The sequence below is a fragment of the Pseudomonas neuropathica genome (genome assembly GCF_051174785.1).
Taxonomy (GTDB): Bacteria; Pseudomonadota; Gammaproteobacteria; order Pseudomonadales; family Pseudomonadaceae; genus Aquipseudomonas; species Aquipseudomonas neuropathica_A.
Genome location: NZ_CP195111.1, coordinates 5653911 through 5670030, shown reverse-complemented (window position 1 = coordinate 5670030; position 16120 = coordinate 5653911). Strand labels below are relative to the sequence as shown.

Below are 16120 nucleotides of genomic sequence, written 5' to 3'. Positions count from 1 at the left end.
TTATTCAAAAGGATTTCCACCCATGAACATCGTCAAAAAAACCCTCGCCGCGTCCCTCCTCGCTCTTTCCGTCAGCAGCGCTTTTGCCGCCGGCAGCCCTGGTGTGGAACACAACACTCAGGCGTTCCTCGATGCCCTCGCCGCTGGCGGTGGTCGCCCCCTGGAGCAACTCAGCCCGAAAGACGCCCGTGCAGTGCTGACCGGCGCGCAGGCTTCGGTGAAGGTGGACTTGTCCGGTGTTGAAGTCAGCGACAAGGCGATCAAGGTCGATGGCCAGACCATCAACCTGAAAGTGGTGCGTCCGGCCAAGGTCAAAGGCGAGTTGCCGGTGTTCATGTTCTTCCACGGTGGCGGCTGGGTGCTCGGTGATTACCCGACGCACCAACGCTTGATTCGTGATTTGGTGGTGGGCTCGGGCGCCGTCGCGGTGTATGTCGATTACACGCCGTCGCCGGAAGCGCAGTACCCGACCGCAATCAACCAGGCCTACGCCGCGACGAAATGGGTAGCCGAGCACGGCAAAGATATCGGTGTCGACGGCAAGCGTCTGGCGGTAGCGGGCAACAGCGTCGGCGGCAACATGGCGGCGGTCGTGGCGCTGATGGCCAAGGAACAGAAAGCTCCGGCGCTGCGCTTCCAGTTGCTGATGTGGCCGGTGACCAACGCGCAGTTCGACGACGGTTCGTACCAGCAATTTGCCGAGGGCCATTTCCTCACCAAAGGCATGATGCAGTGGTTCTGGGACAACTACACCACCAACCCGGCCGAACGTGCGCAGATCCACGCTTCGCCGCTCAACGCCAGCGCCGAACAACTCAAAGGTTTGCCCGCCGCACTGGTGCAGACCGCCGAATTCGACGTACTGCGTGACGAAGGCGAAGGTTATGCGCGGCACCTTGATGCGGCGGGTGTAGCGGTGACCTCGGTGCGCTACAACGGGATGATTCATGACTTCGGTTTGCTTAATCCGCTGAGTCAGATTCCTGAGGTGAAAGCGGCAGTGCGTCAAGCGGCGGCTGAGCTGAAAACCCACTTGCAGCCTTAACAGCAAAAGATCGCAGTCTTCGGCAGCGCCTGCATTGGAATACGTTCTTCTGTAGGAGCTGCCGCAGGCTGCGATCTTTTTATTGGCAGACACTTCGGAGCACCGGCCATGACCCTTTTCTACACTCACTTGTTGTCGTGGAGCGCCGCCCTGCTGCTGCTCGACGCTGTGCTCTGGCACTTCTCGCCCTTCAGCCATCGCGCCCCAAGAGTCGGTGTTCGTTTGGCGCTGTTTCTGGCGTTCACGGCGCTGGTGATCAACGCCGGCGTCAGTCCGTTGCAAGCACCACAATTTACCGATGATCGCGTGGCGCAGTTGGGTGCGACGGCGTTGGGGATTCTCTGGTGGCTGTACGCGGCGCGGGTGCTGACCGAAGTCATCGGTTTGGCACTGATGCGCCGCATCGGCCACAGCGGTCGTTTGCTGCAGGACGTGATCGGCGCTCTGGTGTTTCTGGTCGCCACCGTCGCCGCGGCCGGTTACGTGCTGGAGTTGCCGGTGAAAGGCTTGCTGGCAACCTCGGGCGTGGTGGCGATCGTTGTCGGTCTGGCGCTGCAAAGCACCTTGGCCGACGTGTTTTCCGGGATCGTGCTCAACACCACCAAGCCGTACCAGGTGGATGATTTTGTGGTGATCGACGGCGTCGAAGGCAAAGTCTTCGACATCGACTGGCGCGCCACGCACCTGCTGACCAGCGCCGGGACCATGGCGGTGGTGCCGAACTCGGTCGCGGCCAAGGCGAAGATCGTCAACCTCAGCCGCCCGAACAACATGCACGGCGTGTCGATCAGCATCAAAGTGCCGAATCACATCCGCCCGCGTCGGGTACTCGATGCGCTTGATCGCACCTTGCAGGGCAGCAGTTCTCTGCTGCTGACGCCAGCGCCGAAAGCCGTGTTGAAAGAGGCCGGTGAAACCATGTCGGAGTACGTCGCCAGCGGTTTCATCGCCGAGCTGGGCAAAAAAAGCGAAGTGCGCAATCAACTGTTCGACCTCGCCCATCGGCATCTCGAAGCGGCAGGTATTTCGCGGCATCCGGACGGGGTGATCGAACCGTCGACCCGCGCCCGCGCGTTGCTGGATGAAGTGAAAATCTTCCGCTCGCTGAGCAGCGAAGAACGTGATCGTCTGGCGGAATCGATGGTTGCGCAGCAATACACCGCAGGCCAAGTGGTGCTGGATCTGGATGAAGTGCCGGACAGTCTGTTCGTGATTGCCACCGGCGTGGTCAGTGCGACCGTGGCGGACGGTGACAGCAAGGTCGAGGCCGGGCGAATGGGGCCGAGTGAGGTCATGGGTGAACAGAGCATTCTGGCCGATACACCGTCGCAGGCGACGTTCACGGCGTTGACGTCGAGCATCATTTATCGTCTCGACAAGAGCCTGACTCGTGAGTGCATGGAACAGCGCACGGAGGTGGGTCGGGCGTTGAATAAATTGCAGGCAGTGCGTCAGCAGAACAGTCGCCTCGCGTTGATGGGCAAACCGGTGGCGGTGAGGAAAGGTGGTTTTCTCGGTTGGTTGCAAAAGCGGTGATGCGAAGATTTCAAGATCAAAAGCCTACCCCCTCACCCCAGCCCTCTCCCCCAAGGGGGGCGAGGGGGAAAGGGAGCCGATCTCCGTATGCTTCAAGTCCGGAGTTCGGCTCGATTTCCCCAGGTCGGTGTATCCCGAAAAACCCCTCGGTCAGTCCCCTCTCCCCAAGATCTCAGAGGGAAAGGGAGCCGATCTTCAAGCTGTTCAAAACTGAAGTTCGGCTCGGTATTGCACGTCGGCGTACCTCGAAAGAACCCCTCGGTCAGTCCCCTCTCCCCTAGACCTCGAAGGAAAAGGGAGCCGATCTTCAAGCTGTTCAAAACTGAAGTTCGGCTCGGTATTGCTGATCTGGTCAAACGATACTGGACAAAGTTATAGGGTTTAGGTCATTTCTCATGCTGCCAAGGCTTCCATTGCTACCGGAGTCCGATATCCGTTGTAACTGTGCAGCCTGATCCGATTGTAATAATGGGTCAGGTAGCGCAACACATCGGTACTGGCCTCATCTTCGTTTCGGTAGCCAGCCTTGGGTATCCATTCAGATTTCAAACTGCCAAAGAAACGCTCCATCGGGGCGTTATCCCAGCAGTTTCCTCGTCGACTCATGCTTTGTTTTATGCGCATGTCCGCCAGCGTTTCACGAAACATTTTACTGCTGTAATGACAGCCCTGATCCGAATGGAACATTAGGTTTTCAGGGCGTCCTCGCGACTCGAAAGCCATCTTTAACGCTCGACAGGTCAGAGCTGAATCCGGACTTCTGGACATCGCCCAGCCGACGATGCGGCGGGCATGCAGATCAAGTACAGCAGCCAGATAAACCCAGTAAGTACCGGCCCAAATGTAAGTCACGTCGCCACACCACACTCGATTGGGGGCCTCGACATTGAATTTACGCTCCAGATGATTGGGGGCGTATTGAGCCTCCGCGCCGCTAGGTTTGTAACGATGCCTGCGCCGTTGCTGGCTCTTCAAACCGAGCTCGCGCATCAGGCTACGAGCCATGTAACGACCTACCGACTCTTTTTCGTTACACAGCGCTTTTGACAGGCTGCGCGCGCCCATTGAGCCGCGACTTTGCTCATGTAATTCAGCAGCCTTGATCTTTAGGCGATCGCGCTCGACATCCACTTTCGCCCGCTGTTTCAGACGCTCGTAATAACTGCTGCGGCTGATTCCAAATACGACGCACAACTCGGATCTTGGATATTGCTCGCTTAACTCCTCGACCAGCCTTACCGATCGAGGGAATCCGACATCAAGAGAGCTGTAGCCTTTTTTAAAATTTCCTTTTCGCGCTCAATCCGTCGGATTGTTGTTTCCAGCTCCTGAATGCGTTGTTGGTCAACGGTCATGGCCTTGGACTTCTCAGGCGTCTTGCCGCTGCGCTCCGCACGCAGTTGCTCAACCCAGCGGCGCAGAGCTGTAGGGCCCACGCCCATTGCTTCACAGGCTTCGCTCACCGAATAGTCTTTATCCAAAACCAGGCAAGCCGCGTCCCGTTTGAAATCTGTCGAAAAATAGCGTCTGGTCAAATCACACCTCGTCGTTGGGCGTAGATTACCGCCCTTTAGGGGTGTCCAGAATCATTAAGCCAGATCATGCACGTCGGCGTACCTCGAAAGAGCCCCTCGGTCAGTCCCCTCTCCCTCCGGGAGAGGGTTAGGGTGAGGGGCTTTTCAAACTCACACCGAATTACTTGGCAGTGAACTTGGTATAGCTGTTGATCAGGTTGCGATAGTTGGGCAGACGCTCCGACAGCAGATGCGCCAAACCTTCCATATCGTTGCGCCAGTCGCCCTGCAGCTCGCACGCCACCGAGAACCAGTTCAGCAGATGAGCACCCGCCGCCGACATCCGCGCCCACGCCGCTTGCTGCACGGTAGTGTTGAAGGTGCCGGACGAGTCAGTCACCACAAACACTTCATAACCTTCAGCAATCGCCGACAAGGTCGGGAACGCCACGCAAACGTCCGTCACCACACCGGCGATGATCAGTTGCTTGCGACCGGTGGCCTTGATCGCTTTGACGAAATCTTCGTTGTCCCAGGCATTGATCTGCCCCGGACGCTGAATGAACGGTGCATCCGGGAACTGCTCACGCAGCTCAGGCACGATCGGGCCGTTGGGACCTGCGTCGAAACTGGTGGTCAGAATGGTCGGCAGCTTGAAGAACTTGGCGATGTCGCCCAGCGCCAGCACGTTATTCTTGAATTCGTTCGGGGTGAAATCCTGGACCAGCGAGATCAGACCTGTCTGGTGATCGACCAGCAGTACGACCGCATCATCTTTGTTCAGACGTGTGTAAGGAACGCTCATGGGAAAACTCCTGATGGACGGATGGATGAAGCGTTGAGCGCCGACCGGATGGCCGGCGCTTCAGGGGAAATCAGAAAGCGAAGCAGGAACAGCCAAACGCGCCCCAGAAACCGGCGAAGTCGCTGACCGGTGCGTTCGACATCCGCGCCTTTTCATGGCTGTGGGTGTGCACCGCGCACGGGCCGCTACACTGGTGAACCTGCGCCTGCAACGGCGAATTCGGCCGCCAGTGGCCTGGGACTTTCACCACCGGTGACCAGTCCGGCAGCACAGGAATCGAGCGCGGGCCGAGGTCTTCGAAATCGCCGGCGGCGTAGACAATTTTGCCGCCGACCACGGTCATGACCGATTCGATCCACTTGATCGCTTCTTCCTCGACATGGAAGAAGTCCGCGCTCAGCGCCGCCAGATCCGCCAGTTGCCCAACCTTGATCTGGCCCTTCTTGCCCTGCTCCGAGGAGAACCAGGCGCTGCCATGGGTGAACAACTCCAGCGCGGTGGCGCGCGGCAAACCTTCTTCGTATAAAGCCAGGCCGCCGACGGTGCGACCGCTGACCATCCAGTACAGAGAAGTCCACGGGTTGTAGCTGGACACCCGCGTCGCATCGGTGCCGGCGCCGACCGGTACGCCTTCGGCGAGCATACGTTTGATCGGTGGCGTGGCTTCGGCAGCTTGCTTGCCGTAGCGATCGACAAAGTACTCACCCTGGAACGCCATGCGATCCTGGATCGCAATGCCGCCGCCCAGCGCTTTCACCCGCTCGATGTTTTGCGGAGTGATGGTTTCGGCATGGTCGAAAAACCAAGGCAAACCGTTGAACGGAATGTCCCGATTGACCTTCTCGAACACGTCGAGCATACGGCTGATCGATTCGTTGTAAGTGGCGTGCAAACGGAACGGCCAGCGTTGCTCGACCAAGTGGCGCACCACCGGCTCCAGCTCTTCTTCCATGGTTTGCGGCAGATCGGGGCGCGGTTCAAGGAAGTCTTCAAAGTCCGCCGCCGAGAACACCAGCATTTCGCCGGCGCCGTTGTGGCGGAGGAAGTCATCGCCCTGATGCAACTTGACGCTGCCGGTCCAGTTCTGGAAGTCGGTCAGCTCTTCTTTCGGCTTCTGGGTGAACAGGTTGTAGGCGATGCGCACGGTCAACTGGTCGTCTTTGGCCAGTTGCTCGATCACCTGATAATCGTCCGGGTAGTTCTGGAAACCACCGCCGGCATCGATCGCACTGGTCAGGCCGAGGCGATTGAGTTCGCGCATGAACTGGCGGGTCGAGTTGACCTGATATTCCAGCGGCAGCTTCGGTCCTTTGGCCAGCGTCGAGTAGAGGATCATCGCGTTCGGCCGCGCAACGAGCATGCCGGTCGGGTTGCCGTTGGCATCGCGGACGATCTCGCCACCCGGCGGGTTCGGCGTGTCGCGGGTATAGCCGGCCACGCGCAGCGCGGCGCGATTGAGCAGCGCACGGTCATACAAGTGCAGGATGAACACCGGGGTGTCCGGCGCGGCCTGGTTGATTTCTTCGAGGGTCGGCATGCGTTTTTCGGCGAACTGGAATTCGTTCCAGCCACCGACCACGCGCACCCATTGCGGGGTCGGCGTGCGGTCGGCCTGATCCTTGAGCATGCGCAGCGCGTCGGCGAGCGACGGCACGCCTTCCCAGCGCAGTTCGAGGTTGTAGTTCAAACCACCACGGATCAGGTGCAAGTGCGAGTCGTTGAGACCGGGGATGACGCAGCGGCCGTGCATATCGACCACTTGCGTGTTTGGCCCGCGCAGGGCCATGGCCTGGTTGTCGTTACCGACGACCACGAAGCGGCCGTCGGTGATCGCCACGGCACTGGCCAGTGGTTTGGTGCGGTCTACGGTATGAAACTGGCCATTGAATAAAATCAGATCGGCGCTCATCGCAGTTCCTCAAGCAAAGTGAAAAGGAGCAAACCTCGCGCGCTCAGCGTGGCGAGGTTTCTTGGGAATCGAGGTGTTCATGGGCCTGGCTGGCTTCGAGCCACGGCGTAAACAAACGGGTGACCGGTGGCATCACCACGTACACCACCGACAGAACGATGGTCAGGGTGATCAGGAACGTGGCGATCACGTAATTGGAAAGGAGCGGATGCAACGCCAGCAGCGGCCCCCAGATCAGCGGCACGAGCAAGGTGTGCGGCAGAATCACCAGCAGCGAGACCACGGCCTGCTTCCAGCGTGGCGGCGGCGAAGCGGCATCGGCCAGTGGCGAGAACCAGAATTCATTGATCGGCGCGACTTCAGTCTGATCGCCGTCAGCCAGCATCGGCGCGGCTTCGGCGACCAGTGCCTGACGCTGCGGCGACTCCAGCCAGCCTTGCATCGCTTCGGTGCTGCTGAAGCGCAGCACGCAGGTATAGAAATCGAGACGGCCGCGCTTGCCACGCACCACGTCCACGCCCAAATGCCCTTCACGCTGCCCCGCCACCCGCACGATATTGCGCAGCCAGGCTTCATACGCCGACTCGAAACCGGCCTTGACCCGGTGTTTGATGATCAATGTGACCGTCTCATCGGCCCCCGGTGACTGTGGATTGAGGACTTCAGGCATAACGCAACACTCCGGGCAAACGAACAGAAATCGCCAGCCGTCCCGGCCCGGCGATCAACACAGTGGTAAACAGGATCAGCAGCAACCAGCCGAACTGCCCCTCGGCCACACTCCATTGCGGATGCACGACCAGCAACGCCACCAGCAGCACAAAGAGAATAGGCAAGCACGCCAATCGCGCCAGCACCCCGGCGACAATCAGTAGTGGGCAGAGGACTTCGGCGAAGATCGCCAGGATCAAGGTGAGGTGAGAACCGAGGTGAAACGGGTCTTCGATCAGTTGCAGCTGCGCGGTGAAGTCGAGCAGCTTGGGCAAGCCGTGCACCCACAGCAGAAACAACCCGCCGCTGACCCGCAGGAACAGCAAACCGATGTCGCGCGCCTGTTCATCTGTTGAGGCATTCATGACCCGACCCTTGAAATGTCATTGGCTGGAATCATGCCAATGATGGTCGGGAGGAAATTGGATGGGTGTGCTCAGTTCCACGGTGTTCCGGGATTCGTGAAACACCGCAGAACACTGTGGGAGCGAGCCTGCTCGCGAAGGCGTCGGGTCAGTTGATAAATGCTTTGAATGACACACCGCTTTCGCGAGCAGGCTCGCTCCCACAGGGGGTGTGCTTAGGCCGGTGGCTCGAGGTTATCCAGCACCCGGTTCACCGCCAGCTCACCGAGCATGATCAACTGCGCAATCCCCATCAACGCCCGGCGCTGCGGGGCGGGTAACAGGTGGGCGACGTCCTGGGCGATGGTCTTGGCCGAGGCGAGTGTTTCGCTGGCGTCGGTCAGCAGTTCTTCGTTTTTGGTGTCGGAGGTCACGGCATACATGCCACGGGTTCTGCGTGGCGGTGGCGTGGAACCGGGTGGAAGGAGGTAATGGTCGAGGGCGCGGTCGGCGGCTTCGTGGAGCTTTCTCGAATCGATGGATTCGTAGGGGGATGTGGGGTCGATGTCTGGCGGGTTGGGTGTGACTTTGAACATGGTGAATCTCCTTTTTAGAGCCGAGATCACCACGTCCTGTCGCTAAACAGGATGGGTGGCGACCGTATGCAGGTTAGCGAACCGGAAAAAAGGCAACCCGGTAGACCCCGAAGGTCTCCCGCATACAGCCGCCATAGCGAAGTGCAGACGATAGCCTGCAACGAAGCATGGGGCGCTGATGCACTTTTTTGGTCCGAGTCGCTAAACCCGATCGCTGAGTTTTCAACGACCACCAAACGATAGAGACCCGACCACAAGCGCACAAGCCGGCGGATTCTGGCGTAGCTGTAGGCAACGGCGCAAGGTTGCGTAGCCTGAAAGAGTGTCTGAGGGTGTTGCTTAAACAGCGGCGTTTAAACCACCAAAAACTCAAGAATCACACCGTCCCAATGTGGGAGCGAGCTTGCTCGCGAAAGCGGTGAGTCATTCGAAGTATTTATCGACTGACACGACGCCTTCGCGAGCAAGCTCGCTCCCACAGGGGATCAGTGCTGTATTTGAGATTTGCGCAGGGATTCAAATCACCGGGATATTCAGCGGCGCCGCCATGAACTGGCTGATCCGCGCTCTGAGCCATTTCTCCGCCGGATCGTTGTCATGCACCCCGCTCCACGCCATCGACAGTTGCGCTGCATCGATCGGGAACGGTGGATCTTCGGCGCGCAACGCACACCCTTCAACCAGTGCACAGGCGGCGTAATCCGGCACCGTGGCGATCATCTCGGTGCCGGCGAGCAAGGCGCGCAAACCGCTGAACTGCGGCACTCCCAAGACCACGCGGCGCGTACGGCCGACCTTGGCCAGATCCATGTCGATATTGCCGCTCAAGTCGCCGGAGAACGACACCATCGCATGTGGACGCTCGCAGTATTCGTCAAGCGTCAGCGGCCCCGGTCGGTCATCGCCGCGCAAGACTTTGCAGGGAATATCGCGCAACGTCTTGCGCTTGGCGTTGGCCGGCAGATCGGTGGTGTAGCTGACGCCAACGGAGATTTCTCCGGAGGCCAACAGTGCCGGCATCAGCAGGTAGTTGGCACGGCGTACGACCACGACGATCCCCGGCGCCTCTTGCTGAAGCTGACGTAGCAACGGCGGAAACAGACCAAATTCGGCGTCGTCCGACAGGCCGATGCGAAACACATCACAACTGCTTGCCGGTTCGAACTCCTTGGCCCGGCTGACCGCACCGGAGATGACATCCATCGCCGGCTGCAACTCCTTGAGAATCGCCAGTGCCCGTGCGGTCGGCTCCATGCCGCGACCGTTGCGCAGCAGTAACGGATCGTCGAACAGATCGCGCAAACGGCCCAACGCAGCGCTGACGGCCGGTTGCCCCATGAACAGTTTTTCGGCGACGCGGGTCAGGTTTTTTTCGAACATCAGCGCTTCGAAAATCACCAGCAGGTTCATGTCGACGCGACGCAGATCGTTACGGTTCATGGGCACGTTTTCCTTTTCGGTGTCAGCTGCTTTGGCGAGTGGGCGCTGCGCACTTTACTCGATTAACGGCACTTTGGCCGCGCGCTTGTACGGACCGTATTCCACGGGTACCCATTGAAAATGTTTGCCCTGCGCGGTGATGTGACCGATACCCGGGAACGGCAGGTGCGCCGCCGTCACCCACGTTTTGCTCGCGACCGCCGCGCTGAAGACCGCCTGACGAGCGTTGATCGCTTGTGCACTGTTGACGTCAAAGCCGATTGACACTTCCGGATGCTCAAACTGCACAGCGAGGTTATGCACCAGATCGCCCATGAAGACGATGCTCTGGTTCTGCGAGGTGAAACGGTAGGTGGTGCTGCCCGGCGTATGGCCGGCTTCGAGTGTCGCTTCGACTAATCCCGGCAACGGTGACTGGCCAGCGGCGAAGGTCTTGAAGCGCCCGGCGGCGACGTAGGCCGCAGTGGAGTCCTGGGCGATCTTGAAAAACTCTTTGGCGCCGGCCGGCGCTTTGGCCAGCGCGGCCGGATCGAGCCAGTAATCCGCTTCTGCCTTGGCGGCGTACACCGTGGCATTGGTGAACAACGCTTGCTTGTGTGCATCGACCAGACCACAGACATGATCGAGGTGCAGGTGCGTCAGCAAGATCGTATCGACCTGCTCTGGCTGGTAGCCGGCCGCCCGCATGTTCGCCAGGAGCTGCCCGGCGGTTTCGCCAATGCATTGCCCGGCACCGCTGTCGACCAGAATCAGTTGCTTGCCGGTATTGACCAGAAACGCATTGAACGCCGTTTGAACACCCGGAGTTTCAATCGAACGGCGTGCCAGCAGTGCGCGGATCTGGCCCTGACTCATGCCCTGCAACAGCTTCGGCGACAGGTCGTTGTAACCATCGAACAACGCGGTGACTTCGTAATCGCCCAGGGCCAGGCGGAAATAGCCCGGCACCTGAGTGCCCTGCTGTGGTGCCTGTGCCATCGCGCTGGACGTTACCAGTGCGAACGTCAGCGCCGCCGCTGCTTTGGAAATGCCTGTCATTTGATTCCCCTTGGACTTGCCGATTGCGGCGCCCCATCGGTTCGCCACGCTAGCAGTCATCGTGCCGCAAACTGCGGAGCGCAGACTTGCAGGGATGTGCTGAGTTCAGGTCGATGCGCTGGAATTAACAACGATTAACTCGTCAGCCTCGCGCCCTCGGCCAACAATGAAACCCTCTGCGCAGCTTGTTTTTTTGACCTGAGGGGATGCGCCGACCGTGCATTCCCCATCGACACGGACTTTGGCCATGGCTCACTTACAGCACAGCGTCGCCCTCGCCCCTGCCAACGAACCACGCAAGACCGGGGTCGGCGGACTCAGTCCGCAACGTGAACGACAGGTCAAACAACTGATCCTCGAACGCCTCGGCGAGAGCCTTGAGGTCACCGAACTGGCCCGCGCCTGTTCACTGTCACGCAGCCATTTTTCCCGCGCTTTCAAATGCAGCACCGGATTGTCGCCGCAGGACTGGATTCGCACCCAGCGCCTCGCGCGGGCCAAGCTGCTGATCCAGCACACCGACCTGAGCCTGACGCAAATCAGTCTGGAATGCGGGTTCTGCGATCAGGCGCATTTCTGCCATATGTTCACCCGCAGTGAAGGCATCAATCCGTTTGCCTGGCGCTGCCAGATCATGCGCGAACCCAAAGCTCACCGTGCACAGCTCGCCGTGTTTTGATCGCGGCCCCCGTTGCACTGACGCTCAAACCTGAGGATTATGCCGGGACACCCCGGAATAGAAGGCCTGCGCACGCGCTCGGCGCTACTCCGCTCTGTCCGTCGCTGCACCGCAGGAGTGAGCTGTTGAGTCTTTCCCCGAATCAGGCCCTCGGGTTTGGCCCCTATCGGATTCATCCCGGACAACGACGGGTGCTCGAAGGTGAGCAGCCGTTGCGCCTCGGTCGACGGGCGATGGACATCCTCCTGATCCTGCTGGCCCATGCCGGCGAAGTGGTGAGCAAGCAGCAACTGATGGCCGGGGTCTGGCCGGACAGCGTGGTTGAAGACATCAACCTGCGGGTGCACATGGCGGCGCTGCGCAAGGCGCTCGGTGACGGTCAGGCCGGCCAGCGTTACATCATCACCGTGGCGCAACGCGGTTACAGTTTTGTCGCGCCGGTATTAATGGAATCCATGGAGGAGCGTCCTGTGGGCGATGCTGGCGGTCGGCACAATCTGCCCTTGCGGCGCACGCGTATGATCGGCCGCCAGCCGCTGGTCGACAGTTTGATGACGCAGTTGCCGCGCCAACGCTGCATCACCCTGGTCGGTCCTGGCGGGATCGGCAAAACCACGCTGGCCCTGCGCGTGGCCGAGCAGTTGATCGGACAGTACCGCGACGGCATTCGACTGGTGGACCTGGCACCGCTTAACGATCCCCGGTTGATTTACTCGCACCTGGCTGCCCTGCTCGACCTGGCGTTACTCGAGGGTGATCCACTGGCGGCGCTGGTCAATGGTCTGCAGCAGCGACAAATGCTGTTGCTGCTCGACAACTGCGAGCACCTGATCGATGCCGTCGCGGTGCTCAGCGAAAGCATTCTGCGCGGCGCACCGAAAGTGCATATCCTCGCCACCAGCCGTGAGAGCCTGCGGGCCGAAGGCGAATTTGTGCAGCGCCTCGATTCCCTCGAATACCCACAAGTGAGTGCAATGCTGAATCGTGAGCAGGCGCTGAAATATTCGGCGCTGCAACTGTTCATCGAACGAGCCACGGCCGTGCAGGAGAGTTTCGAACCGGGCGACGCGCAGTTGCCGCAAGTGATCGAGATCTGCCACCGACTGGACGGCATTCCCCTGGCATTGGAGCTGGCAGCAGCGCAAGTCGCCGAACTGGGTCTGGACGGTCTGTTGAGCCAGTTACAGGGCCGCTTGCCGCCGCTGGCAGCGGGCAATCAAAACAGTCTTGAGCGCCATATCACCCTGCGCGCCACGCTGGACTGGAGTTTCAATCTGCTCGACCGTTGCGAGCAAACCTGCCTGCGCCGTCTGGGCGTGTTTCGCGGAGGTTTTACCCTGGAGTCGGCAGCGGCCGTCATCATCGGGCAACAGATCGACCCCGGCGTAGTGTTTGTGTCGATCACCCGGCTGGTGGCGAAATCCCTGCTCAGCGTCGAGGTCGGTGACGAAGAGGTGTTCTATCGCCTGCTCGACACGACCCGCCGCTACGCCCTGGAAAAACTCGAGCACGCCGCTGAATGCGCGCAAACCCGCGAACGCCATGCCGAACGCTGCCTGGCGTTGATGCAGCAGGCGCAAAACGAATGGGAAAACACCCCCACGGCGTTGTGGATCGAGCGCTATGCCCGAGGCCTGGAAGATTTGCGCGCGGCACTGGACTGGAGCCTCAACGGTGTCGGCCCGGGCGGCTTGGGAATTCGCCTGGCGGCGGCGTCGGCACCCTTGTGGCAAGAGTTGTCGCTGCTCAAGGAGTACGGCAGCTATGTACGGCGGGCGCTGAGCCTGTTTGACGAACTGGGCGAACCCTGTCCGCGTCTGAAAATCTCCCTGAAACTGGCCCTCGGCAGTGCTTGCTATCACACCTGGGGCGGCACACCGGAAACCATCGAAGCGTTCGCCGAAGCTCGTCAGTTGGCCCATGAACACGACGACGTCGCCGGGCAATTGCGCGCGGTGTCCGGGCATATGGCGGTCAACCTCAGTTGCGGCCACTACCGCATGGCGCTGGCACAGAGCGAGCACTTTGACCGCCTCGGTCTGCACGGCGACCCACTGCTGTCGCTGAGCACCCACCGCTTGCGGGTTCTGGCCCTGCACTATGCCGGCGACCAACCGCAGGCGCGCCTGCATGCCGAACAGGTGCTGCAGCGCATGGCGCACAGCGGCCACGTCAATCGCTTCACTCACGGTTTTGGCGTGCAGTACGACCAGAGTGTCGCGTCGCTGACAGTGCTGGCGCGCGTGCTATGGCTGCAGGGCTTGCCGGAGCAAGCGTGGCATACGGCGCGTCTGGCATTGGATATCGCCGTGCAGATCGACCATGGCACCTCTATTTGTTACACCCTGGCGCTGGCCAGCTGCCTGATCGCCCATTACAACGGCGATCAGCAGAACGCCCGGACACTGCTGCAACTGTTGCTGGAGCAATCGCAGAAGCATTCGGTGCTGCTGTTCAACAACTGGGCGCGCCACTATGCACAGGTGATCGAACCGCAAGCCAGTGCGCCGGTGTCGACGAACAGCGGCGGGCTGATTGGTGAAATCATGGTGACGCTGGATGACCGCTTTGTGAACGAAGCGCTGCTTGAGCGAGCGCTGAGTGGTGATGCAGGGTGGAGCACGGCGGAGATTCTGCGGGCTCGGGCGAATGCGTTACTGAGTGAGGATCCGAGTTGTCTGATCGGCCCCCTTCGCGAGCAAGCTCGCTCCCACAGGGATTTTGGGTGTACGCAGACCCCATGTGGGAGCGAGCCTGCTCGCGAAGGGGCCATTCAGGAAGCCGAAGAACTCCTGCAACAATCCCTGACCATCGCTCGCGCCCAAGGCGCACTTGCCTGGGAACTGCGCAGTGCCACGTCACTGGCGCAACTCTGGCAGCGCCAGTCATGCAGCCATGAGGCGTTGGATTTGCTCATGCCGATCTATCAGCGCTTCACCGAGGGTTATGCGACCCCGGACTTGCGCAAGGTGCGCTTGTTGATCGACGAACTACGCGAGCACGTGCACACCTGAGGCCTGGCGAATCCGGTTGATGTAACGCGTGTGCCGACGTTCAAGATCAACCCCTTCACCGCTGCGTTCGAGCTGCTCGCGGGCATAGCATCGAGTGGTATTGAGCATGCGGTAGCGGCCCGCACTGGCGCCCCGCTCTACCGTCAACAATGACTTTTGCACCAGCCCTTCAATGAGCGCAGCAAGCCGCGACGACGCCAGTTGCGGGCAACTGATCACCGCCAGCGCCGCCTCCAGCGTAAATGCCATTTTGAATACCGATAAGCGCTGCAGCACGATTTGTTCCTGCTCACTCAAGCGCTGATAGCTCCAGTCGAGGGCCGCCTGCATGGATTGGTGCCGCGGCACAGCCGTGCGCCGGCCATGGCTGAGCACTTGCAGACCGTTGGCCATTTGCGCCTGCAAGCCGACCAGCGCCAGTGCATCGATCTGCGCCGCCGCCAGTTCGATCGCCAAGGGTAAACCGTCGAGTTGGCGACAGATTTCAAGAACAGCTTTGACATCCTGCTCACGCAAGCGGAAATCATGCTGTCGAGCCCGCGAACGGCTGACGAACAACTGCACCGCAGAATGGCTCATGACCGCAGTGATGCAATCGTCTGCCGAGCGTTTCGGGATCGCCAGCGGTGGCACGCACTGAAGGGTTTCCAGACTGACCTGCAAGGCCTCGCGACTGGTGGCGATAATCGACAGCCGAGGCGCCGCCTCAAGCAACGTATCAATCGCTGCTCTGCAGGCATCGCGCCGGAGGTCTGTGTTATCCAGTATCAGTAATGCATGGCGAGTCGACAGCCCGGTAAAGTCGCTTTTCAGGGTGCGCAGCACATGATCGAGCAGTGGCACGTCGTCATCGATCATGCTCAGATCGAGCCACCACACACCGTCTCGGTAGTACTGCAACAGCAGCTCCGCCACGCGCAGCGCCACGGTGGATTTACCCACACCGGCCGCCCCCGTGACGGTCATCAGCCGACACAGCGGCATTTGCCGCACCAGCCCGCCGACCAGCGAGTCGCGTCCGGCGACCGGTGTCAGTCGCGCAGGCAAATTATGCTGGGGCGTTTGCAGGCCCTCGAGGACCACTTGCGCGGCACTGTCGCAACGAACCGGGGCAATAAAGCTGTAACCGCATTGCGGCACGTTAACGATGTAACGCTGACCGTTTTCACCATCACCCAAGGCGCGCCTGAGCGCGGCGATGTGCACGCGCAGATTGATCTCTTCGACCACCGACGTCGGCCACACCAGAGCGATCAACTGCTCTTTGCTGACCACTCGACCGGCACGCTCGACCAGCACTTGCAGAATGTCCAGCGCGCGCCCGCCCATGCGCAATGGCCGATCTCCATCGAGTATCAGCCGCTGGCGCAGGTGGAACGCGTAAGGGCCGAAATGCAGCACCGACGCCGTGTTCAAATCATTGAGGCTATCCATGCCAACTATCTTGGCAGCCTCAGATGACGCGACAACCGCTCCACGGGGCGCAGCA

General features: G+C 60.3%; 13 protein-coding genes. 4 read left to right on the top strand and 9 right to left on the bottom strand.

The genetic code is table 11. The annotated features are described in order from the left end of the window. Positions 1-22 precede the first annotated feature (22 nt). Positions 23-1045: an alpha/beta hydrolase gene (locus ACRRSD_RS25535; protein ID WP_435036027.1), complete on the top strand. Its 1023-nt coding sequence runs from the start codon at positions 23-25 to the stop codon at positions 1043-1045. Positions 1046-1153: 108 nt separating this feature from the next. Continuing rightward, entirely contained in the window at positions 1154-2581 is a 1428-nt protein-coding gene (locus ACRRSD_RS25530; protein ID WP_435036025.1) for a mechanosensitive ion channel domain-containing protein, read from the top strand. A gap of 393 nt (positions 2582-2974) precedes the next feature. Here the strand turns inward: ACRRSD_RS25530 and ACRRSD_RS25525 are convergent. The 8 genes from ACRRSD_RS25525 to ACRRSD_RS25490 form a co-directional block, all read right to left on the bottom strand. After that, positions 2975-4116, bottom strand: a protein-coding gene (locus tag ACRRSD_RS25525; RefSeq protein WP_435034309.1) for an IS3 family transposase whose coding sequence is annotated in 2 segments (ribosomal slippage) — positions 2975-3855 and positions 3855-4116 — 1143 coding nt in all. Because the reading frame shifts where the segments join, the coding sequence is not laid out codon by codon here. A 160-nt stretch (positions 4117-4276) separates the two neighbouring features. After that, positions 4277-4900 (bottom strand): isochorismate family cysteine hydrolase YcaC, encoded by a 624-nt coding sequence (ycaC, locus tag ACRRSD_RS25520; protein WP_007913541.1) that lies wholly within the window; start codon positions 4898-4900, stop codon positions 4277-4279. A 70-nt stretch (positions 4901-4970) separates the two neighbouring features. Further along, the gene (locus ACRRSD_RS25515) at positions 4971-6809 is read right to left on the bottom strand and encodes an amidohydrolase (RefSeq protein WP_435036023.1); all 1839 of its coding nucleotides are present in this window, start codon (positions 6807-6809) and stop codon (positions 4971-4973) included. A 43-nt stretch (positions 6810-6852) separates the two neighbouring features. Beyond that, positions 6853-7479: an antibiotic biosynthesis monooxygenase gene (locus ACRRSD_RS25510; RefSeq protein WP_435036021.1), complete on the bottom strand. Its 627-nt coding sequence runs from the start codon at positions 7477-7479 to the stop codon at positions 6853-6855. Then, positions 7472-7885, bottom strand: coding sequence for a DoxX family protein (locus tag ACRRSD_RS25505; RefSeq protein ID WP_435036019.1), 414 nt, complete (start codon positions 7883-7885; stop codon positions 7472-7474). The genes ACRRSD_RS25510 and ACRRSD_RS25505 overlap by 8 nt, the downstream gene beginning before the upstream one ends. Positions 7886-8100: 215 nt before the next feature. Then, complete coding sequence (locus ACRRSD_RS25500; protein ID WP_435036018.1) at positions 8101-8460, bottom strand: DUF6124 family protein; 360 nt, start codon at positions 8458-8460, stop codon at positions 8101-8103. 516 nt (positions 8461-8976) lie between these two features. Continuing rightward, positions 8977-9900, bottom strand: a complete 924-nt coding sequence (locus tag ACRRSD_RS25495; protein WP_435036016.1) for a LysR substrate-binding domain-containing protein — start codon at positions 9898-9900, stop codon at positions 8977-8979. A 54-nt stretch (positions 9901-9954) separates the two neighbouring features. After that, positions 9955-10938: an MBL fold metallo-hydrolase gene (locus ACRRSD_RS25490; RefSeq protein ID WP_435036014.1), complete on the bottom strand. Its 984-nt coding sequence runs from the start codon at positions 10936-10938 to the stop codon at positions 9955-9957. 247 nt (positions 10939-11185) lie between these two features. Here ACRRSD_RS25490 and ACRRSD_RS25485 point away from each other — a divergent pair, with 247 nt between their 5' ends. Both ACRRSD_RS25485 and ACRRSD_RS25480 read left to right on the top strand, forming a co-directional pair. Further along, positions 11186-11617: a helix-turn-helix domain-containing protein gene (locus ACRRSD_RS25485; protein ID WP_435036012.1), complete on the top strand. Its 432-nt coding sequence runs from the start codon at positions 11186-11188 to the stop codon at positions 11615-11617. Between the two features lie 125 nt (positions 11618-11742). Then, the gene (locus tag ACRRSD_RS25480) at positions 11743-14631 is read left to right on the top strand and encodes an ATP-binding protein (RefSeq protein ID WP_435036011.1); all 2889 of its coding nucleotides are present in this window, start codon (positions 11743-11745) and stop codon (positions 14629-14631) included. On the opposite strand, the gene ACRRSD_RS25475 is transcribed toward ACRRSD_RS25480, so the two are convergent. Next, positions 14608-16065 (bottom strand): ATP-binding protein, encoded by a 1458-nt coding sequence (locus ACRRSD_RS25475; protein ID WP_435036009.1) that lies wholly within the window; start codon positions 16063-16065, stop codon positions 14608-14610. The two genes, ACRRSD_RS25480 and ACRRSD_RS25475, sit on opposite strands and share 24 nt — an antisense overlap. Positions 16066-16120 lie beyond the last annotated feature (55 nt).